This window comes from Streptomyces sp. SAI-135, from assembly GCF_029893805.1.
In the GTDB taxonomy this organism is placed as follows: domain Bacteria; phylum Actinomycetota; class Actinomycetes; order Streptomycetales; family Streptomycetaceae; genus Streptomyces.
In genome coordinates this window covers 3380986-3402098 of sequence record NZ_JARXYP010000002.1, presented here as the reverse complement: position 1 = coordinate 3402098, position 21113 = coordinate 3380986, and the positions used below count along the sequence as shown (strand labels likewise).

Genomic DNA, 21113 nt, shown 5'->3' with positions numbered 1-21113 from the left:
AAGGGCGGGCGCCCTCACGGACGCCCGCCCCTTTGATCGCCGTACGGAGAAGTGTTACGGCGTGACCTTCTCGATCTTCACGTTGCCGACGCCCGCGACCGTGCCGCGCGCGTTGACGAGGCTGACCTGGCCGAAGAACTCACGGCCCTCCGGGGCGGGCGCCAGGGCGGTGACGCTGCCGGAGACGGTCGCCGAGGCGCCGGTGGCGAGCTTCACCGGCGCGTCCGAGACGGTGACGGTGCCCAGGGCGCTGGAGAAGAACACGTCCCGGTAGTCGTACGCCGTGGTGCCGGCCGGGACCGCGTAGCCCACGACCTCGATGGTGTACGTGCCGGCGGCGGGCGAGGCGACCGAGACGGCCTCCTCGGAGTCACCGTCGGCGGACGTACCGACCACGGTGCCGGCCGCGTTGTAGACCGTCAGGTCGAGGTCGGCGGCCACGTCGGAGACGTTGCCGATGGCGACGTCCAGCGACTTGGCGCCCGCGGGCACCTCGACCGTGGTGGTCTGGGTGGCGCCCTCGGCGATGGTCGGGCGGGCCGTCTTGGACGAGCCGAGCGGGCCGCCGGCCAGCTTGCCGTCGATCGCGGCGAGCTTGTTGGTCACCGTCCAGGAGGCGGTGGCCGGGGTGCCGACCTTGGCCTCGGGGACGGTCACGGTCTCCGGGTCGAAGGCCGCGCCGTACACGGCGACGTCCAGCTTGTACGGGTTGTCGAGCAGCGGCGAGGTGCGGCGCGACTCGACCTCGATCTCCCAGACACCGGCCTGCGGGGCGGCGTAGGAACGGGCGTCCGGCTTGCAGCCGTTGCCGTCGAGGTAGTTGTTGTAGCAGTTCGGGGTGCTGGTGACGTCGACCGGGACGCCGTAGGGGTGGATCGCGATGAACCGGGTCTGGCTCTTGTCCTTGAGCCCGCCGATCGCGACCTCAAGGGACGTGGCGCCCTCGGGGACGGTCACGAAGTACGACTGCGTGCTGTTGCGCTGCACGGTGTTCGACGCCGAGTACGTGTACTTCAGCGGCGAGGAGACCACGACCGTGCTGAGGATCTGCTGGTCGACGCCCTCGGTCTTCGGGTCGTCGACGACCAGGATCGCGCTCTTGAGGCCCGCGGACTTCGGCTGGGCCTGGACCTTGACGGTCACCGGCTGGTTCAGCGGGAGCCGGATGTCGTCCTTGCCGAGGATCCGGAAGGTGCCACCGGCGTTGTTCTCGAAGTACACCTCGTGGCGCAGCGCCTTGTCCGCGCCGGACGTACGGGTGATGGTGACGTCGTACGTCTTCTTCTGACCGGCCTTCAGGCCGCCCTCGCGGTCGTAGAGACCGGTGCCGAAGCCGGGGGTCTTCAGGAGCTGGTCGATCGCGGTGTCGACCGGCGCCTTGACTGTGTAGTCGTGGGCGGTGGCGCCGTCCTTGATGGCGTCCCAGGCGTCCACGATGTCGATGAGGCCCGCACCCTCCTCGTACGCCTGCACACCCTTGATGTGGTCGGCGGTCGAGGTCAGGGCGGTGCGCAGGGTGGCCGGCGTCAGCGCGATGTGCTTCTGCTTGGCGGCCGAGATCAGCAGCGCGGACGCGCCCGCGGCCTGCGGGGAGGCCATCGAGGTGCCCTGGAGCATCGAGTAGCCGGCCGGCAGCGTGTAGCCCGACTCGGCGACCGGGGAGCCCGGCAGCCAGGTCTGGGTGGTGTTGATGGCCGCACCCGGGGCGGACAGGGTCGGCGTGAAGCCACCGTCCTCACGCGGACCGCGCGAGGAGAACGGCATCATCGCGTACTTCTTCTCCACGACCGAGCCGTAGTTGGCGGCCCAGGTCTCCTTGGAGATGGTCGCGCCGACGGAGATGACCTTGTCGGCCAGACCCGGGTCGCCGATGGTGTTCGCGCCGGGCCCGGAGTTGCCCGCGGAGATCACCAGCTGGACGCCGTAGGTGTCGATGAGGCGCGTGTAGAGCTCGGCGCGCGCGTTGTTGCCGTCGTTGAGCGCGGGCAGGCCGCCGATCGACATGTTGACGATGTCGACCCCGCGGTTGACGACGAGGTCGATCATGCCCTCGGTCAGTGCCACGTTGGTGCAGCCGCCGGTCCAGGTGCAGGCACGGGAGGAGACGAGCTTCGCGCCCGGGGCCGCGCCGTTCATCCTGCCGCCGAACAGGCCGTTGGCGGCGGTGATGCCGGCCACGTGGGTGCCGTGCTCGGACTCGATGACGCCGATGTTGACGTAGTCGGCCTTGCTGCCCGCGGCGTCGTAGACGACGTCCTTGCGGATCTCGACGACGAACGGCTGGCGCTCGGCGACGTCGGTCGCCGGGTTGTCGGTACCGAAGTACCCGACCTGGTAGCCGTCCTTGTACGGCTTCATCGCCGCGTCGTCGGAGAAGTCGTTGTTGTTGTTCAGGTCGACCCGGACGGTTCCGGCGGCCGCGTCGTAGAGGACGCCCCAGACGTCGGTGGTGTCGCCGTCGCGGTTGGCGTCGCCCTTGGCGTCACCGCCGGTGGTGGCCGACTCGCGGAACAGGTTGAACTGGTAGGAGCCCGCCGGGGCCTTCCAGGTGGCGCCCGCGATGGTGAAGGTGGGGCCGCTGACGGGGTTGTTCATCCGCCGCCAGGTGGCGTCGCCGTCGGAGACCGGGTCGGTCGCCGTCACCCAGTCGACGATCTTCCGCTCACCGGTGGTGGTCTTCTGGAGCGCCGGGTGGCCGAGGTCCACACCCGAGTCCAGGATGCCGATGGTGACCCCGCGGCCGTCCGCCTTGGGGTGGTCCTCGACGAACTCGACGGCGCCGGTCTCGAAGGACGGGTTGTACGGGTTCGTCGCGGGGGTCTTCCGGCCCGGCGCGGGGTAGGTCGTGGTGCCCTTGCTCGCGGCGCCCTTGGCGGTGTCGGCGCTCGGCGTCGGGTCGTCCAGCGGGATGTCCTGCTTGACGTCGATGCCGTGCACGGAGGACAGCTTCGCGGCGGCGGCGATGGCCGAGTCCGCCTTCGCGGTGGGGACGGTGGCCCGGACGTAACCGAGCTTGTCGTAGGTCTGGCCCACCAGGCCGCCCTTGACCGCGTCCAGATCCGCGGCGACCTGCTCGGTCTTGCCGGGGGCGGTGGCGACCATCAGCGTGATGCTCTTGTCGCCGTCGGCCTTGGCCTCGGCGAGTGCTTCGGCGTCGTCCGAACCGAGCTTCTCGTCGGCGGACTTCAGGCCCGGGTCCGACGCCGCGGGGGTGGTGCCCGCGTCGGCGGAGAAGGCCATGGGTATCGGCCCCGCCGCGGAGAGCGCGGCGACCAGTCCGGCGGCCGCGGCGATCCGCGCCACACGTCTCGCGCCCGATATCGGGGCGCGCTGGGGGGTGAGGGTCATCGGCATCCCTTGTAGGTAAAGGAACCAGCAGGCGTGCGACCGGGACCGATCGGTCCTGGCCACGGTGATCCGGAATACGACCCCGGATGAGCGCCCAGCTTTACGCATGGGAAGGATGTTTAGGGAGAGTTGACCGAATCGATATGGGTGTATGGGGAAAACCCGCGATGCCCTTTAGGGACATCGACGAACAGGCGTGAGAAAGAAGGCAATTCGCCCTACGGGCTCTTCGCCCGGCCTTTTCAGGCGTCCTTGGAGCGGGCGTAGTGCCGGGACGCCTTCGCCCGGTTGCCGCAGGTCGCCATCGAGCACCAGCGCCGGGTGCCGTTCCTCGACGTGTCGAGGAAGTGGAGCACGCACGACTCGTGGGCGCAGGAGCGGATCCGGTCCGGCGCGGTGCTGAGCAGCTCCAGGTAGTCACGGGCGGCGAGCCAGGCGGGGCCCCAGGCGGGGTCGGTCAACTCGGGCCTTTCGGCGGGGCCTTGAGGAGTGAGCGCGACCCGGACCCGCCCGTGCTCCAGCACCGCGTCGACCAGCGGGGCGCCCTGCTCCAGTGATCCGTCCACCGCCGTGCGCAGGGCCTCGCGGGCCTGTCGGACGTGCCGCAGCATCCCGTCGTCCGGGGTGTGGGCGCCGCTCAGTCCGGCCGAGTCCAGCCACACCGCGAGCCCGTCGACGTCGGTGAGGAGGTCCTGGAGGGTCCCCTCGCTCATCCACCGCGTGTTGAGCAGGTCGAGTGCGAGCGGCTCGCCGGTGAGCGGGCGGGGGTCGCGGGGGGCGGGCATGGGGGGCTCCCTTCCGTACTAACCGGTCAAGCCTACGTGACTGGTTGCGCTCCCCGCTTCTAACCCTTAAAGTCGCTCACACAGGTTATTTATCGGGTTGTACGCACTTGGAGGGGACAGCTGTGACCCTGCGCACCGGCCACATCGGCCTGAACGTCACCGACCTCGACCGTTCGCTCGCCTTCTACCGGGATCTCCTCGGCTTCAGGACCCTCGCCGAGGGCAAGGAGGAGGACCGCCGCTACGCGTTCCTCGGCGACGGCGAGACCCTCGTCCTCACCCTCTGGCAGCAGGCGGAACAGCCGTACGGCCCCGACCGCGCGGGCCTGCACCACCTCGCCCTCCAGGCGGACTCCATCGAGCAGGTCAGGGAGTACGAGGAGGCGCTGCGGGCGCACGGCGTGGACTTCGCCCACGAGGGCGTGGTCGCCCACCGCGAGGGCGCGGCCTCGGGCGGCATCTTCTTCCACGACCCCGACGGCACCCGCCTGGAGATCTCCGTGCCGAGCGGCGCCGAGGACGCGCCTGCCCCCTCCGGTGCGGCTCCGACCTGCGGGTTCTTCTAGCCATGAGCGTCTATCACGCGGGCTCGCGGGCCGTTCAGGACCGGGTGGGGGTGCGCGAACAGGCCGATCACGTGGGCCGTTCGGTGGGCCGGGGCATCAGGGAGATCGCGGCGGCCTTCCTGGAGCAGCAGCCGCTGCTGGTGGCCGGCGCCGCGGACCCCTCGACGGGCCGGGTCTGGGCCTCCCCGCTCACGGGGGCACCGGGCTTCGTGCGGGCGACGGGCCCGGACCGGATCTCGGTGGCGGGCGGATGGCTGCCGTCCGACCCCCTCGCGACCGCGTTCACCGCACCCGGCACTCCCGTCGGCACCATCGCGCTCGACCCCCGCACCCGCCGCCGCATGCGCCTCAACGGCCGACTGGCGCCCACCGCACGAGGGTTCGCGATCGAGGCGGACCAGGTCTTCGCGAACTGCCCCAAGTACCTCCAGAGAAGGCAGTCGTACGAGATCGTGGCGGACCGCCGACCGGGCGAGCCCCGAAGCGGTGCCGAACTGACCGGTCGGCAGGCCGAGTTCGTCACCGCAGCCGACACCTTCTTCCTGGCCTCCGTGCACGAGGGCGGGGCCGACGTCAGTCACCGGGGCGGCAACCCCGGTTTCGTGCGCGTCGATGCACCGGGTGAGCTCAGCTGGCGCGACTACCCGGGCAACTCGATGTTCCTCACCCTCGGCAACCTCGCCGCGGACCCCCGGGCCGGACTGCTCTTCCTCGACTGGACGACCGGCACGGCACTCCAGCTGACCGGCGAGGCGCACACCGAGTTCGGCGAGGACCGCAGGGTCCGCTTCACCGTAGGGGAGGTGGTCGAGACGCCCTCGGCGCTCCCCCTGCGCTGGTCCGCGCCCGAATACTCACCGGCCAATCCGGCACCGGAGGGCTAACTTGCCCGTATGCGGAAGAAGTTGAGAGTGGCGGCCTACGCCTTGTGTGTCCGCGACGGACAGGTCCTGCTGGCCCGCTGGCTCAACGACGGCCTGCCGGAGTGGACGTTGCCGGGCGGCGGTATGGAGCACGGCGAGGACCCCCACGACACCGTCCTGCGGGAGGTGGAGGAGGAGACGGGCTACCGCGTCGAGGTCACCGGCATGCTCGGGGTCCGTTCGGTGCGCTTCCCGCTGCGGCGGCACTTCGGCCGCACGGTGGACCAGCACTACGTGGGGCTCATGTACGAGGTCCGGGTCACCGGAGGCGAACTGCGCCACGAGGTCGGCGGCTCCACCGACATGGCCGCTTGGCACGACCTGGACGCGGTACCCGCGCTGAAGCGCGTGCCCATGGTCGACTTCGGCCTGCGGCTGTGGCGGGAGCGGCCGGTGTCCGGACGGCCCGCGGACTAGGTGTCGTACCCCGGAAGGTGAACACGGAGTGACCGTCCCAGGGCCGTTCGCCCAGCTCTCCTGAACGCGCGGGGTGGGCCAAGATCCACGTACGGTGATCGGCGTTGCGCGTTGCCGTCTCGTTCACGCGCAGGTCATTCCCGGTGCCAAGCATCCAGAGCGAGCGGGTTGTTCGCGAACGCGATCACCCGCGACCACTGCCGACGCAGTTCGCACTCGGGGAGATCGCGCCATGTCGCGCACACGCTCTGTCGCCAGCAGCACGCTGGGGGTCCACCGCCGTACCGTCCTCGCCGCCGCGGGCGCGGCCGCCGTCTCCGCGGGCGTCGGCTACGCCCTGCGGCCCACCGACAGCCAGGCCGCGACGGCCTCCGGCGCCGCCGAGGCACCGGTGGCCCGGACCGTCCACGAGGCCGCCGCCCCGGCCGAGGCCCCCCTCGCCCCGTACACCCGCGGCACCACCGTCGCCTCCGTCGCCGCCCCGCGCACCGGCTCCGGCTACCGGCGCCTCGGTGACGGCGCCGGCTGGAGCCGCAAGGTGCGCTCAGAGCTGGCCGCGCCGAAGGCCGGGCGGGCCGGCCGCCGTACCGCGCTGGCCGCGTTCGTGCAGCTCACCGACCTACACCTGATGGACAGCCAGCACCCGATGCGCCTGGAGTACCTGCGCTCCACCGACGTGCACGCCTGGCGGCCCCAGGAGGCCCTGACCGTGCCGGGCGCGATCTCGCTCGTCGAGCGGATCAACGCGCTGCGCGGCGGCCCCGCCACCGGCGCCCCGCTCCAGTTCGCCATGACGACCGGCGACAACACGGACAACAACGCGCGCACCGAGCTCGACTGGTTCCTGACCGTCATGAGCGGCGGCAGAATCACCCCCAACTCCGGGGACCCGCGCCACTACGAGGGCGTCCAGAACAGCGGCCTCACGCAGTACTGGCAGCCCGACTCCACCACCCGCGACCAGGACAAGCAGCTCGGGTTCCCGCACCTGCGGGGCTATCTCGCCGCCGCCGTGCGGGAGGTGAACAGCCCCGGACTCGCCATCCCCTGGTACTCCACGGTCGGCAACCACGACAGCCTGCCGCTCGGCTGCTTCGGCCACGGCGACTCCTGGCTCGCCGAGTACGCCGTCGGCGGCAAGAAGCTGATGTCGCTGCCCGCGTCCGAGTCGAAGAAGCTCCAGGACATGCTCAGGAAGTCCGGCGACCCCCAGGGGCACGCCTTCCGCGACCTGCTCAAGGCACACACCCGGAGCATGCGCTCGGTCACCCCCGACGAGCGGCGCGCCCCCTACACCGCCCGCGACTACCTCACGGCCCACCTGGACCCCGCACACCGGGGCGCGGGCCCGGTCGGCCACGGCTACTCCAGCGCCAACCTCGACGCGGGCACCCAGTACTACAGCTTCCGCATCGCCGACGACGTGATCGGCATCAGCCTCGACACCACCGATCCGGGCGGCTACTACCAGGGCTCCATAGGCACCCGGCAGCTGCGCTGGCTGGACCGGACGCTGCGGGAGAACAAGGACTCCTTCGCCGTCGTCTTCAGCCACCACACCAGCGACTCGATGGACAACACCCGCCCCGACCCGGCCCGTCCGAGCGAGCGCAGGCACACCGGCCGGGAGGTCGTCGCCCTCCTCGCGAGCCACCGCAACGTCCTCGCCTGGGTCAACGGCCATATCCACCGCAACGCGATCACCGCCCACCCGGCTCCGGACGGCCGCTCCTTCTGGGAGATCTCCACCGCCTCCCACATCGACTTCCCGCACCTCGCCCGGGTCATCGAGCTGGCCGACAACAAGGACGGCACGATCTCGGTCTTCACCACGCTGGTCGAGTCCGCCGCCCCCCACCGCACCGACTTCACCGACCTCTCCCAGACCGGCCTCGCGGCCCTCTACCGCGAACTCGCCTACAACGCCCCCGGTTCCAGCACCAAGCTCGGCGGCACCTCGGGGGACCGGAACACGGAGCTGGTGCTGAAGAAGGGGTGAACCACCCGCCCCGCCTTGCCCGAACCGTTCCAGGGGGTGCGCAGACCACGAGGAGGGGCCCCGGCTCCCCAGTGCCGTGGCCCCTCCTCTCCCCTCCTGGTCCCGCCCCGGTCCGTCACTACCGGGGCAGCACCACGACATAGGCGGCGGGATCGCGGTCGCCGGCGGCCATCAGGGCCGTACGGACCACCGTCGCCTGCTGCTCCATCGCGTCCCGGAGCTTGCGCGGGGTGATGTGGACCACCGTGATGCCGAGCCGCTCCAGGTGCTCGCGCTTGCGGGCGTACTCGGACCAGAGCGCTTCGTCGTCGTGCCGGTGGTCTTGACGGGGTGCCCGGGTGTCCAGCTCCACCGCGACCGCCTGCTCGGGCCAGTACGCGTCCAGGCCGCCGAGGTGGGGGCCGCCGGGCAGCCTCAGGTCGACGTTCCACACCGGGTCGGGCAGGCCGTACTCCGTGACCATGCGGTAGAGGCGGTCCTCCGCGATGGCGCGGCCCTCGGCGAGCAGGGAGTCCACGGCGTCCACCACGTGCGGACGGGTGAGCAGCTTGGCGTTGGTCAACTCCCGTACGACGGCGGCCGGTTCGCAGTGGCCGCCGCGCACCGCCTCGGTCAGCAGCCGGCGTACCGCGCCCGCGTCCGTCAGTTCGCCGACCGCGTCGGCGAGGGCACGCGGCACCGGGGCCACCGGGAGGCCGGTGACCTGTTCGGCGGCGGGGAGCGCCGAGGTGCGCACGATCCGGGCGCCGCCCGTCGAGCGCAGCCGGCGCATCCTCGGGACCAGGACGTCGATCCGGTCCAGGGAGAGCAGTGGCGGCGTCGAGCTGAAGCCGTGCAGCGTGAGCGCCGCGAGACCGGTGATCATCGCGTCCGCGTACACCGGTCGGTGCGGCTCCTCGGCGCCGGGCTGCGCGGGGACCCCGGCGCTCTGCTCGCGGGCCGCGTACATCAGCACCGCGTGCAGCCGCTCCTCGCTGGTCGGCGGGCCCGGGTGGAGCAGGAAGACGCCCGGGAGGATCTGCTGCCAGGGGCCGCCGGGCCGGCACTGCTCGTTGGCCTCGGCGACCGAGACGCCGGTCGCGCGCAGCCGGCCGGCCGTCACGACACGGCGGTGCACCTCGGAGAGGTGACGCAGAGGGCGGGGGGAGAGCGGGGGGACCGGGGTGTTGTGGTTCATGCAGCGGAGATTCCCGCCTCCGGAGCGCCCGATAACCGCTGTTACACGCCTGTCGACATATGCGGACAAGGCAGCACTAAAGGACGGGTGTTCGGGTGCCGAGTAGGCAGCGAAAACCCCTGGTCCATTCGGGTAGGACCAGGGGTTACGGTTCCTATTGGCCGTATTTCGTAACGGCTACCGGGAGCCCAAGCTCAGGCCAGAGGTCACTCGGTGTTGACGGCGGTGACGCCGTTGACGGCCCCCGCGTCGCACTCCTGGCCCCGCAGCGCCCGCGCCAGATCGTCCCGCCCCTCCAGCACCAGCCTGCGCAGCGCCGGCGCCGCGTCCTCGTGGGCGGCGAGCCACGCGTCGGCCGCGTCCAGCGTCGCCTGCGAGTCCTGGAGGGAGGGGAACAGCCCGGAGACGATGTTCATCGCGATCTGGATCGAGCGCTCCTCCCAGACCCGCTCGATCACCGCGAAGTACTTCTCCGTGTACGGCTCCAGCAGATGGCGCTGGGACGGCTGGTCGAACCCCGCGATCGTCGCCTCGGCCAGCGCGTTGGACAGCGCGTCGGACTCCACGACCTGCGCCCACGCCTGCGCCTTCACCGCCTCGGACGGCCGGGCGGCCAGGCAGCGGACCTGGTGGCGCTTGCCGGACGCGGTGTCGTCCCGGGCGAGCTCGGCGGCCAGCGTCTTCTCGTCGGCGGCCCCCCACACGGTCAGCGGCTGAAGGAACGCCCAGCGCAGCTCCTGGTCGACCTCCAGCCCGTCGATGGCCGACGTGCCGTCCAGCAGACCCTGCAACAGGTCGAGGGCGGCTGGGCCCTCGGCCGTCCGCGCGAAGAACCGCGCCCACGCCAGCTGCTGTTCACTGCCCGGAGCGGCGGCGAGCAGCTCCCGCTCGGCGCCCTCGGCGAGCAGCTTCGCGCCCCGCTCCCGCCACTCGGGCGCCGCGTAGCGCACGAGGGCCGACTCGGCCCAGGCGTGCAGCATCTGCAGGACCCCGATGTCGGACTCGCGGCCCGCGAAGCGCAGCACGATGTCGATGAACTCCCTGGCGGGGAGCAGCGCGTCCCGTGTCATGTTCCACAGCGCCGACCAGCACAGGGCGCGGGCGAGCGGGTCGGTGAGGTCGCCGAGCCCGGCCTTCAGGGTCTCCAGGGAGCCCGCGTCGAAGCGGGTCTTGCAGTAGGTCAGGTCGTCGTCGTTGACCAGCACGAGCTCCGGCGCCTCGGCACCGGCCAGTTCCGCCACGACCGTACGCGGGCCGTCGACGTCCACCTCGGCGCGCGCGTACCGCTCCAGCGCGCCGCTCCCGGAGCGCCGGTACAGGCCCACCGCCACCCGGTGCGGACGCAGCTCCGGGTGCGATTCGGCGGCCTCCTGCACGACGGCCAGCTCGTCGACCCGCCCCTCGGCGCTCAGCAGCACCTGCGGGGTCAGCGAGTTGACCCCGGCCGTCTGGAGCCAGGACCGCGCCCACGCGCCCATGTCCCGGCCGCTGGTCTCCTCCAGCACCGACAGCAGGTCACCGAGGCGCGTGTTGCCGTACGCGTGCCGCTTGAAGTAGCGCCGGGCACCCTCCAGGAACGCGTCCTGACCGACGTACGCCACGAGCTGCTTCAGGACCGAGGCGCCCTTGGCGTAGGTGATGCCGTCGAAGTTGAGCTTGGCGTCCTGCAGGTCGCGGATGTCGGCGGTGATGGGGTGCGTGGAGGGCAGCTGGTCGGCGCGGTAGGCCCAGGCCTTGCGGCGGTTGGCGAAGGTGATCCAGGAGTCCTTGAAGCGCGTGGCGCCGACGTTGGCGAAGGTGCCCATGAAGTCCGCGAAGGACTCCTTCAGCCACAGGTCGTCCCACCACACCATGGTGACGAGGTCGCCGAACCACATGTGCGCCATCTCGTGCAGGATGACGTTGGCCCGGCCCTCGTAGGACGCCTGCGTGACCTTGCCGCGGAAGATGAACTCCTCGCGGAAGGTCACCAGACCCGGGTTCTCCATCGCGCCGAGGTTGTACTCGGGCACGAACGCCTGGTCGTACTTCCCGAAGGGGTACGGGTAGTCGAAGTGCTCGTGGAAGAAGTCCAGGCCCTGCTTGGTGACGAGGAACACGTCGTCGGAGTCGAAGTGGGGGGCGAGCCCCTTGCGGCAGAGGGCACCGAGGGGGATCTCCAGACGGGTGCCGTCGTCGAGGACGCGCTCGTAGGAGTCCGTCACGTAGTGGTAGGGGCCCGCCACCACACAGGTGATGTACGTCGAGATCGGCTTGGTCTCCGCGAACCGCCAGACCCCGTCGCTCTCCGAGCCGACCCCGTTGCTCCACACCGTCCAGCCCTCAGGCGCCCGCACCTCGAAGCGGTACGGCGCCTTGAGGTCCGGCTGCTCGAAGTTGGCGAAGACGCGGCGGGAGTCGGCCGGCTCGTACTGCGTGTAGAGGTAGACCTCGCCGTCCTCGGGGTCGACGAAGCGGTGCATGCCCTCGCCGGTGCGGGAGTAGGCGCACTGGGCGTCGACGACCAGTTCGTTGTCGGCGGCCAGGTCCTCCAGGGTGATCCGGGAGCCGTCGAAGACCTCGCCGGGGTCGAGGTCCCGGCCGTTCAGCGACACGGCCGTGACGCTCGGCGCGACCAGGTCCGCGAAGCTCGTGGCCCCCGGCTCGTTGCACCGGAAGCGGATCGTGGTCACCGAGCGGAAGGTGCGCGGACCGTCCCCGGGCTCGTCCCCGACCGCCGAGCGCAGGTCGAGGGACACCTCGTACCCGTCGACGGACAGCAGGGCGGCCCGCTCCCGGGCCTCGTCACGGGACAGATTCTCACCGGGCACGGCGATGCTCCCTCGGATGGTGTTCAGCATGCGGACAGGCCCGATCCTGCCATGTGCCCCTGACATCGGTCAGCCGGGAATGGGGTGGGCGGGCAGCGGTGTTGCGGGTTGAAACGAACTCTTATCTAGGAGACTCATGTCCGAGACCACGAGCACCTCCGGCAAGACTCCCGTCGACTTCTGGTTCGACCCGCTGTGCCCCTGGGCGTGGATGACCTCCCGCTGGGTCCTGGAGGTCGAGAAGGTCCGGAACATCGAGGTGCGCTGGCACATCATGAGCCTCGCGGTGCTGAATGAACCGAAGCTCGACGAGCTTCCCGAGGAGTACCGCGAGCTCCTCGAGACCAAGGCCTGGCAGCCGATCCGGGTGGTCACCGCGGCCTGGCAGAAGCACGGCTCCGACATCCTCGGCCCGCTGTACACCGCGCTCGGCACCCGCATCCACAACCAGGGCCAGGGCCCGACCCGCGAGGCCGTCGAGGGCGCCCTGGCGGACGTCGGCCTGCCCGCCGACCTGATCGAGTACTTCGACCAGAAGGACTTCGAGTTCGACGCCGAGCTGCGCGCCTCCCACAAGGAGGGCATCGACAAGGTCGGCCAGGACGTCGGCACCCCGGTCATCGCGGTCCCCGGCCCCGACGGCGAGCAGATCGCCTTCTTCGGCCCGGTCGTCACCCCGGCCCCCAAGGGCGAGGAGGCCGCCCGCCTGTGGGACGGCACGGTGGCGGTCGCCTCGGTCCCGGGCTTCTACGAGATCAAGCGCACCCGCACCAAGGGCCCGGACTTCAGCAACCTGTAGTCACTTCTCCGGCTCGGGAAAGGAACCCCCGTCGTTGTGGTTCCCGCGCCGCTGATACCGCAGACACCCTTCACGCGCGCACCGGAAGTACGAGCCCAGGCTGGTGTGCCTGGGCTTGTGCTCCTGGACGAACTTCCGCTCCTCTTCGGTGAGAGCCCGAAACTCCTGAAGACTCCCACCGCAGTTCCGGCATCTCATGAACACCATGTGCCCCAACCCACTCAGGGGCGCGGGGAACTGCGCGACCAGCCACGACGAGACCCGCGGCTAACGACCGGCCCGCCCCCGAGCCACATCCAACCGTTCCACATGCTCCCGGAACCCTGTGGAGTAGTACGCGGAACGCCCCGGATCCGGCTCGACAATGGCCGTAGGTTCGGTCCAGACACCCGCGTCCAGTGAAACCCCGTACCGGTCGGCCGCGGCCAACACGGCCCCCCGGGCCCCCACCTCCCCCTCCACGACCCTCAGGGGCCGCCCGAGCACATCCGCGAGCAACTGCATCCACGCCGGGCTCCGGGTCCCACCGCCGCACACCGCGAGAGCGCCGGTCAGCCCGGCCGCCTCCAGACAGTGCCGGGCCGCGTACCCGATCCCCTCACAGGTCGCCCGGACCAGATCCGCCTTCGTCGTCTCCAGCGACACCCCGCTCAACTCGGCCCGCAGCCGCGGCTCGACGAAGGGCGCCCGCTCCCCGGAGGGAGCGAAGTACGGCAGCACCCGCACCCCGTGCGCCCCCGGCGCAGTGGACGCCAGCAGGGCATCCACCTCCGCGTGCGTGACCCCGGTCGTCGACAGCACCCAGTCCAGCGCGGCCGTACCCACCATCGCCGGCATCGCCCGCAGCCGGTGCCCGTGCCGGTCGGTGGAGATGTACAGCCCGGCGGGCTCACCGCTCAGGTCGAGCTCGGTCGTCGCGACCAGCGCGGCCAGACAGGTCCCCACGATGAGGAGACCGTCCCCAGGCTCGTTGACCCCCGCCCCCAGCGCACAGGCCGGCAGATCGTACGGGCCGTTCGAGATCCGTGTCCCGGCCGGCAGCCCTTCCTGAACCTCACCCGTGGTGATCGGATCCCCGACCGGCGGCAGCAGCCGTCGGCGACGGGTGAGCCCCAGCAGCTCCACGACCCGGTTGTCGTACGTCCGGGTCCGGGGGTCCATGAAGGGCATCGACGCGTCCGACACGTCCGTCGAAGCCCGCGCGGCGCCCGTCAGCCGCTGGAAGACCATGTCCTTGCAGTACACGGCGGCCGCGGCGGCGTCCAGGGCCTTCGGGTCGTACCGGTCCAGCCAGGCCAGCAGCGGTCCCGGCGAGCCCGGGAACATCGCGCCGCCGGTCCGCCGGAACACCGTCTCGAACGTGCCGTCCGCGAGCCACTGGTCGAGCAGTTCGTGCGCCCGGCCGTCCATCCAGGAGATCGCCGGCCGCACCGGCCGCCCCTCCCTGTCGACCAGCCACACCCCGTCGCCCTGCCCGGTCAGCCCGGCCAGCTCCACCGGCTCCGGCACCCGGGCGGTCAGCTTTCCGAGGACGTCCACGACGGCGCCGTAGACCTCCGCCATGTCCTGCTCGACGAACCCGCCGCGCAGGGAGAGCTCCACCGGGCGTGACTCGACGGCCAGTTGGCGTCCCTCACCGTCGAAGGCGGCGGCCTTGACGACGGACGTGCCCACATCGATACCGACGTACATACGCATTCCCTTCCACGACCGTCACGTCAGGCAGTGCGCCAACCGCTCTCCGCGCGCCCAGCGGCCCACCTCCTCCGCCGCGATCCTCGCCGCCTTCTCGGCCACCGCGCGGCTCGCCCCGCCGAGGTGAGGGGTGAGGACGACCCGGTCGGCCAGGGCGCGCAGCCGGGAGTCCGCGGGCAGCGGCTCGTGCTCGTAGGTGTCGAGGGCGGCCGCGGACAGCCGGCCGGCCTCCAGCGCGTCGCACAGGGCGCTCTCGTCGACCAGCGGGCCGCGGGCCACGTTCACCACGGCCGCCCCCTCGGGCAGCAGCGCCAGCTCGCGGGCGCCGATCAGACCGCGGGTCTCGGCGGTGAGACGGGCGTGCAGGGTGATCACCCGGGAGCGGGTGAGGAGCTGGTCCAGGGAGTTCACGCGCAGTCCGTGGATCTCGCCGCGCACATAGGGGTCGTACACCATCACCTGCGCCCCGAAGGCGCACAGCACGCGGGCGACCCGGCTGCCGACCGCGCCGTAGCCCACGAGTCCGACGGGCAGGTCCTCCAGCTCCAGGCCGCTGTGCTCGTAGGTGTAGTAGGCGGCGCCGCCCTCCCAGCTGCCCCGGCCGGCCAGGAGGTCGTGGGCCTGGGGGATGCGGCGCACGGCGGCCAGCAGCATGCCGACGGTGAACTCGGCGGTGGCGGCGGCGTTGCGGCCGGGCGCGAAGCACACCCGGACGTCCCGGGCCTTGGCCGCGTCCAGGTTCACGTTGACCGGGCCGCCCCGGCAGACCACGACGAGCTTCAGCCGGTCGGCGGCGTCCAGGACGCGTTCGGTGACAGGGCCCATCTGGGTGACGAGGACGTCCGCGTCCGCCAGCGCCTCGATCAGCTCGTCCTCGGCGTCGCTCGCCTCCGTCACCTCCGAGACCGGCCCGAAGGGTTCCAGGGGCCAGCCGAGCGTCAACTCCCTCGTCTCGACGGCGATGCCGCTCAGTTCGGCCTCGACGGCCCCGGCGATCAGCCCCGGCAGTACGAAGTGGTCGCCGGCCGCCACGACACGTACGGCATCGGTCCTCTGGGTCATCGTCGACCTCCGAGTCGTCGCTTCACTGAGACGATGTTGGGCCGCGGATCCGGGTACGCATAGACCCCGTGCGGGTGGGAGGCCCTCGATGACACGGATGACGGACGAGAACGAGACGGCGTGGCTGGGGATCGACCTCGGCACGCAGAGCGTGCGCGCGCTGGCGGTCACGGCCGACGGAACCGTGCTGGGCCGGGGCTCCGCCCCGCTCGGCGGCCGGCGCGAGGGTGCGCGGCACGAGCAGGATCCGGGCGAGTGGTGGGAGGCGGTGCGCACGGCGTGCCGTGCCGCGCTGCTCACCCTGACGGGCGTACGGATCGGCGGACTCGCGGTGTGCGGGACGTCGGGGACGGTCCTGCTGACGGACGCGGAGGGCCGGCCGACGAGCCCGGCGCTCATGTACGACGACGGCCGCGCGGCGGACGAGGCGGCGCGGCTCAGGGAGGCGGGCCTCCCGGTCCAGGACACCTGGGCACTGCCGAAGGCGCTGTGGCTCGTCGCCGCCCACGGCAGGGGCCGGGTCACCCATCAACCCGACACCGTCACCGCCCGGCTGGTCGGCCGGCCGGTGCCCACCGACTCCAGCCACGCCCTGAAGACGGGCTACGACCTTCAGCGCGCCGCCTGGCCGGACGTCGCCCTCGACCTTCCCGAGGTCGTCCGCCCCGGCACCCGGCTCGGCGCGGTCTGCCCGGCCGCCGCCGAGGCCACCGGCATCCCCGCCGGGACCCCGGTCGTCGCCGGGATGACCGACGGCTGCGCGGCCCAGATCGCCGCGGGCGCCCTGCGACACGGGTCCTGGAACTCGGTGCTCGGCACCACCCTCGTGCTCAAGGGGGCCACCCCCGAGCCGGTCCGGGACCCGACCGGCGTGGTCTACAACCACCGTGCGCCGGACGGGACCTGGCTGCCCGGCGGGGCGTCCGGCGTGGGCGCGGGGGCGCTCCCGACGGACGTGGACCCCGGGCTCATGGACGAGCGGGCGGCCGCGTTCGAGCCGTCCGGCGCGGTGACCTACCCGCTGGTGTCGCGCGGGGAGCGGTTCCCGTTCCGCGCCCCGGACGCCACCGCCCTCACCCTCGGCACCCCGGCCGACGACGCCGACCGCTGGGCCGGGCTCCTCCAGGGAGTCGCCTTCGCGGAACGCCTGTGCCTCGACTACCTGCACCACCTGGGCGCCCCGCTGGACGGCCCCCTCACCTTCACCGGCGGCGCGGCCCGCAGCCCGTACTGGAACCAGCTCCGCGCCGACATCCTCGGCCGCCCCGTCCGCGTCCCGGAACAGACCGAACCGGCGCTGGGAATGGCCGCGTTGGCGGCCCACGGCGTCACGGGGGAGTCCCTTCCGGACATCGCTGAGCGCATGGTCCGCATCCGCATGCTTCTGGAACCACGCCCTGCCCGCACAGCGCTCTTCGCCGAGCCGTACATCCGCCTCGTCGACGAACTCACCGAGCGAGGCTGGCTTCCGGCCCCGGTAGCGGCACACGCGCACAGCCAACTGGACCAGGACCTGCTCAGGGGCGCGGGGCTGTGTCGATCTGCGGCTCCGCCGCGGGGCGCGACCAGCCACGACGGCGCCGCACCTACCGACTGGACCAGCCCATGACCACAGGCACGACCCTCCTCCTGACCCGCCACGGCCAAACGATCTGGCACGCCGAGAACCGCTACGCCGGCGTCAGCGACATCGGCCTCACCGAAGAGGGCCGCGCGCAGGCGGACGCGCTCGGGAGATGGGCCGCCACCCACCGCCCCGACGCGATCTGGACGTCGCCCCTGTCGCGAGCGATCGCCACAGCGGAACCGGCCGCCCGCGCTCTCGGCAGAGAACCGCACCGCGAACCCGCCCTCAGGGAGTGCGACTTCGGCGTGCTGGAGGGCCGCACCCTCGCGGAGTTCGCGGCGGAGGTCCCCGACGCGGCCGAGGCGTTCCGGGCGGACCCGGTGGCGTATCCCTTCCCCGGCGCGGAGAACCCCCTCGACGCCGCCGCCCGCGGCACCGCGGCCCTGCGCCGCATCGCCGCCGCCCATCCCGGTGAACGGGTCCTGGTCGTCGCCCACAACACCCTGCTGCGGCTGGTGCTGTGCACCGTCCTCGGAATCCCGCTCGCGGAGTACCGCAGAGTGTTCCCCCGGTTGCGCAACGCGGCGATCACCGAACTCCGCCTGGGCGAGGACGGATCCGCCGCACTTCTCTCGCTCAATGTGCCGTGCGAGCAGGACCGGTCGTAGCACGATAGGCCCATGACGGAGATCGACACCTCGGTGCCGCATTCGGCCCGGATCTGGAACTACTGGCTCGGCGGGAAGGACAACTACCCCGTCGACGAGGCGGCCGGCGACGCCTACACGGCCGTCTTCCCCGGAATCGTCACGATCGCCCGCAGCAGCCGGGCCTTTCTCGGCCGCAGCATCCGGTACCTGGTCAAGGAGGCGGGCATCCGCCAGTTCCTGGACGTCGGGACCGGGCTGCCCACGGTCGACAACACCCACGAGGTCGCCCAGCGCATCGCCCCCGAATCGAAGATCGTCTACGTCGACAACGACCCGCTGGTCCTCGCCCACGCCCGCGCCCTGCTCACCTCCACCCCGGAGGGCGAGACGGCGTACGAGGACCTGACGCTCTACGAGCCGGAGAAGATCCTGGAGGCGGCCTCCCGCACCCTCGACCTCACCCGCCCCACGGCCCTGATCCTCAGCGGGCTCCTCGGCCATGTCGCCGACTACGACCTGGCCCGGGACCTGGTCCGCAGGCTGCTGGCGGGCCTGCCCTCGGGCAGCTACCTGTGCGTCAACGACGGCTCGCGCGGCACCGACCCGGACTACGAACAGGCCCAGGACGCCTACAACGAGACCGGCGCGGTGCCCTACTTCCTGCGCCCGGTCGACAAGATCGAGGCGTTCTTCGAGGGCCTGGAACTGGTGGACCCCGGAGTGGTGTCGGTCCCGCTGTGGCGCCCGGACGGCGACACGGCCCCGGCCCCGATCGGCCAGCACGGCGGTGTGGGCCGCAAGCCCTGACGGCACGTCAGCCCTGATAGCACGTCGGAAGCCCCCGCGAGTCACGTCCTCACGGGGGCTTTCGCTCTTCCGCCCGCCGTCGTGAAGGGTGAGAAGACGATCACGAGACGCGGGGCCTTGTTGCAAGTAGATTGCAACTACACGGTAGCAACAGGAAGCGCCTTCTGTCGTGCGTACCCGGCGACCGCCAGCGCCAGCGTCATCCCGCCCGTCGCGTACAACTGCACCCGCGTGCCCGGTTCCCGGGCCATCAGCACGAGGATCGCCGTCATGCCCGCCAGGGCGACCCAGGTCAGCAGGGGGAAGCTCCGGGACCGGCGCAGGCGCAGGTGCGAGACGGCGACGAGGATCCAGACGACGAGAACGACCGCGCCGATCATGTTGAGAAGCCAGGAGAAGACGTCGTCGGGACGCCAGTAGCCGAGGACCACGCAGGCGAAGCCGAACGCGCTGGAGGCGAGCACCGCGACCCGGGGCGCCCCGCCGGACACCCGGCCCAGGGCGCGCGGGCCCAGACCCCGGTCGACCAGCGAGTAGGCGATGCGCGAGGCGCCGTAGACGTTGGCGTTCATCGCGGAGAGCAGGGCGATCAGCACGATCACGTTCATGAGCGGTCCGGCACCGGGGATGCCCAGCTCGTCGAGGGCGGCGACGTACGGGCCCTTCTCCACGACCGCCTTCGCGTCCCAGGGCACCAGCGTGACGATGACCGCCATCGAGCCGACGTAGAACAGCCCGATCCGCCACATCGCCGTGCGGACCGCGCTCGCCACCCCGCGCACCGGGTCCTCGGACTCGGCGGCCGCGATGGTGACCGTCTCCAGGCCGCCGTACGCGAAGACCGAGGCGAGCAAACCGACGACCAGGCCCTCACCGCCGCCGGGGAAGAAGCCTCCCCGGCCGGTGAGGTTCGCGGTGCCGGGGGAGTCCGTGCCGGGCAGGAGGCCGGCGACCGCCAGGACCCCGAGGACCAGGAACAGGACGATCGCACCGACCTTCAGGGCGGCGAACCAGAACTCGAACTCGCCGAAGTTCTTCACCGCGGTGAGGTTCGTGCCGCAGAAGACCAGCATGAACAGGGCCACCCAGGCCCATCCCGGGGTCCCGGGGAGCCACCCGGTCACGATCTTCGCGGCGCCGATGCCCTCCAGGCCCACGGCCGTGCACAGCAGCACCCAGAACGACCACCCGGCGGTGAAACCGGCCCAGGGGCCGATCGCCCGCTCGGCGTGCGCGGAGAAGGAGCCGGAGGAGGGGTGTGCGGCCGACATCTCGCCGAGCATCCGCATCACCAGCATCACGAGGAGCCCGGAGAGCGTGTAGGCGAGGACGATCGACGGTCCGGCGGCGGCGATACCCGCGCCGGAACCGACGAACAGGCCGGCGCCGATGACCCCGCCGAGGGCGATCATCGACAGATGGCGCTGCTTGAGACCGTGGGAGAGGGAGGCGGCGGACTCTTGTGGAGCCTTGACCGTGGTGCTGGGCATGGGCGTGGTTCGTCCAGTGCGTGAGACGGCAAAAACGCCCACAGTCTGGGCGGTCTCCCCTGGTCAGAGGGATGACCGCCCATCATGCGGACGCATTGGGCACTGGCTGTGACTAAGCGGCTACGGCCGTGTAGTGCGAGGCGTCGCCCTCGATCGACCAGCTCTCCTTGCCCTCGATGCCCACCGGGACGTCCCCGGCGACGGTCACCCGGTGCAGCCGGCGCGGCAGACCGTCGTAGTTGTCGACGGCGTAGTGCTGCGTGATGCGGTTGTCGAAGAGGACCAGCTGGTTCTCCGACCAGCGGTGGCGCAGCAGGTTCTCCGGGCGGGTCACGTACGACTGGAGGAGGTCGAGCAGCTTGCGGGACTCACCCGCCGACAGTCCCACGATCCGCTGCGCGAAGCCGCCGATGAACAGCCCGCGTTCACCGGTCAGCGGGTGCACCCGGACCACCGGATGGGCGGTGCGGTACTTGATCGAGGTGAACTGGGCGCGCCGGGCGGCCTGTTCCTCGTCCAGGGTCTCCTCCGGCACCGCGTAGTCGTAGTCGTTGGTGTGCTCGGCCCACAGGTCGTCGGCGAGGCGCCGCAGCGGCTGCGGCAGATCCCGGTAGGCGGCCGCCGAGTTGGCGATCAGGGTCTCGCCGCCGTACGGCGGGATCGTCAGGCTGCGCAGGGTGCTGGCCTGGGGCGGGTTGAGCACGAAGGTGACGTCGGTGTGCCAGTGGTTGGCGGCCCGGCCGCCCTCGCTGTCGACGGGCAGGATGTTCGGGGCGCCGTCGACGGCGGGCACGGTCGGATGGGCGGTGGTGAGTTCGCCGAAGTGCCGGGCGAAGGCCTGCTGTCCCTCGTCGTCGAGGTTCACGTCGCTGAAGACCAGGGCCTTGTGGACGTTGAGGGCCTCGCGGAGAGCGGTGGCGGTCTTCTCGTCGAGCGGCCGGGAGAGGTCGACGCCCGAGACGTGGGCGCCGATGTTCGCGGTGACCTTGCGGATCTCGATACCGGACATGGGAGGGGG

16 protein-coding genes are annotated in these 21113 nt (G+C 71.5%); 8 read left to right on the top strand and 8 right to left on the bottom strand.

Features of this window, described 5'->3' with window-relative positions; all coding sequences use genetic code 11:
• Window positions 1-54 precede the first annotated feature (54 nt).
• On the bottom strand, window positions 55-3348 hold the full coding sequence (locus M2163_RS19790; RefSeq protein WP_280894594.1) for a S8 family serine peptidase: 3294 nt from the start codon (window positions 3346-3348) through the stop codon (window positions 55-57).
• 242 nt (window positions 3349-3590) lie between these two features.
• The gene (locus tag M2163_RS19785; protein ID WP_280894593.1) at window positions 3591-4133 is read right to left on the bottom strand and encodes a CGNR zinc finger domain-containing protein; all 543 of its coding nucleotides are present in this window, start codon (window positions 4131-4133) and stop codon (window positions 3591-3593) included.
• 122 nt (window positions 4134-4255) lie between these two features.
• On the opposite strand from M2163_RS19785, the gene M2163_RS19780 reads away from it, so the two are divergent.
• The 4 genes from M2163_RS19780 (at window position 4256) to M2163_RS19765 (ending at window position 8038) form a co-directional block, all read left to right on the top strand.
• On the top strand, window positions 4256-4699 hold the full coding sequence (locus tag M2163_RS19780) for a VOC family protein (protein WP_280894592.1): 444 nt from the start codon (window positions 4256-4258) through the stop codon (window positions 4697-4699).
• A gap of 2 nt (window positions 4700-4701) precedes the next feature.
• Window positions 4702-5583: a pyridoxamine 5'-phosphate oxidase family protein gene (locus M2163_RS19775; protein WP_280894591.1), complete on the top strand. Its 882-nt coding sequence runs from the start codon at window positions 4702-4704 to the stop codon at window positions 5581-5583.
• A 9-nt stretch (window positions 5584-5592) separates the two neighbouring features.
• Complete coding sequence (locus M2163_RS19770; protein WP_280894590.1) at window positions 5593-6039, top strand: NUDIX hydrolase; 447 nt, start codon at window positions 5593-5595, stop codon at window positions 6037-6039.
• Window positions 6040-6271: 232 nt separating this feature from the next.
• The gene (locus tag M2163_RS19765; RefSeq protein ID WP_280894589.1) at window positions 6272-8038 is read left to right on the top strand and encodes a TIGR03767 family metallophosphoesterase; all 1767 of its coding nucleotides are present in this window, start codon (window positions 6272-6274) and stop codon (window positions 8036-8038) included.
• 118 nt (window positions 8039-8156) lie between these two features.
• Here the strand turns inward: M2163_RS19765 and M2163_RS19760 are convergent, their stop codons facing one another.
• Window positions 8157-9215: a hypothetical protein gene (locus M2163_RS19760; protein WP_280894588.1), complete on the bottom strand. Its 1059-nt coding sequence runs from the start codon at window positions 9213-9215 to the stop codon at window positions 8157-8159.
• A gap of 206 nt (window positions 9216-9421) precedes the next feature.
• Window positions 9422-12025: an aminopeptidase N gene (gene pepN, locus M2163_RS19755; RefSeq protein WP_280897286.1), complete on the bottom strand. Its 2604-nt coding sequence runs from the start codon at window positions 12023-12025 to the stop codon at window positions 9422-9424.
• A gap of 136 nt (window positions 12026-12161) precedes the next feature.
• Between pepN and M2163_RS19750 the strand changes: the two genes are divergently transcribed.
• Window positions 12162-12824, top strand: coding sequence for a DsbA family protein (locus M2163_RS19750; RefSeq protein ID WP_280851486.1), 663 nt, complete (start codon window positions 12162-12164; stop codon window positions 12822-12824).
• Between the two features lie 267 nt (window positions 12825-13091).
• Here M2163_RS19750 and M2163_RS19745 read toward each other — a convergent pair whose 3' ends face one another.
• Window positions 13092-14516 carry an FGGY-family carbohydrate kinase gene (locus tag M2163_RS19745; RefSeq protein WP_280894587.1) on the bottom strand — a complete coding sequence of 475 codons (1425 nt, stop codon included), beginning with the start codon at window positions 14514-14516 and terminating at the stop codon, window positions 13092-13094.
• Window positions 14517-14537: 21 nt separating this feature from the next.
• Window positions 14538-15581: a 2-hydroxyacid dehydrogenase gene (locus M2163_RS19740; protein ID WP_280851488.1), complete on the bottom strand. Its 1044-nt coding sequence runs from the start codon at window positions 15579-15581 to the stop codon at window positions 14538-14540.
• Between the two features lie 97 nt (window positions 15582-15678).
• On the opposite strand from M2163_RS19740, the gene M2163_RS19735 reads away from it, so the two are divergent.
• Genes M2163_RS19735 through M2163_RS19725 form a run of 3 tightly spaced genes read left to right on the top strand, consistent with a single transcriptional unit; the run spans window position 15679 to window position 18605 of the window.
• Window positions 15679-17190: an FGGY-family carbohydrate kinase gene (locus tag M2163_RS19735; RefSeq protein WP_280854198.1), complete on the top strand. Its 1512-nt coding sequence runs from the start codon at window positions 15679-15681 to the stop codon at window positions 17188-17190.
• Window positions 17187-17816: a histidine phosphatase family protein gene (locus M2163_RS19730; RefSeq protein ID WP_280894586.1), complete on the top strand. Its 630-nt coding sequence runs from the start codon at window positions 17187-17189 to the stop codon at window positions 17814-17816. The genes M2163_RS19735 and M2163_RS19730 overlap by 4 nt, the downstream gene beginning before the upstream one ends.
• Before the next feature lie 12 nt (window positions 17817-17828).
• Entirely contained in the window at window positions 17829-18605 is a 777-nt protein-coding gene (locus M2163_RS19725) for an SAM-dependent methyltransferase (protein ID WP_280851490.1), read from the top strand.
• A gap of 137 nt (window positions 18606-18742) precedes the next feature.
• On the opposite strand, the gene M2163_RS19720 is transcribed toward M2163_RS19725, so the two are convergent.
• Window positions 18743-20095: an amino acid permease gene (locus M2163_RS19720; RefSeq protein ID WP_280894585.1), complete on the bottom strand. Its 1353-nt coding sequence runs from the start codon at window positions 20093-20095 to the stop codon at window positions 18743-18745.
• Window positions 20096-20207: 112 nt separating this feature from the next.
• Entirely contained in the window at window positions 20208-21104 is an 897-nt protein-coding gene (locus M2163_RS19715; RefSeq protein ID WP_280851491.1) for a TauD/TfdA family dioxygenase, read from the bottom strand.
• Window positions 21105-21113 lie beyond the last annotated feature (9 nt).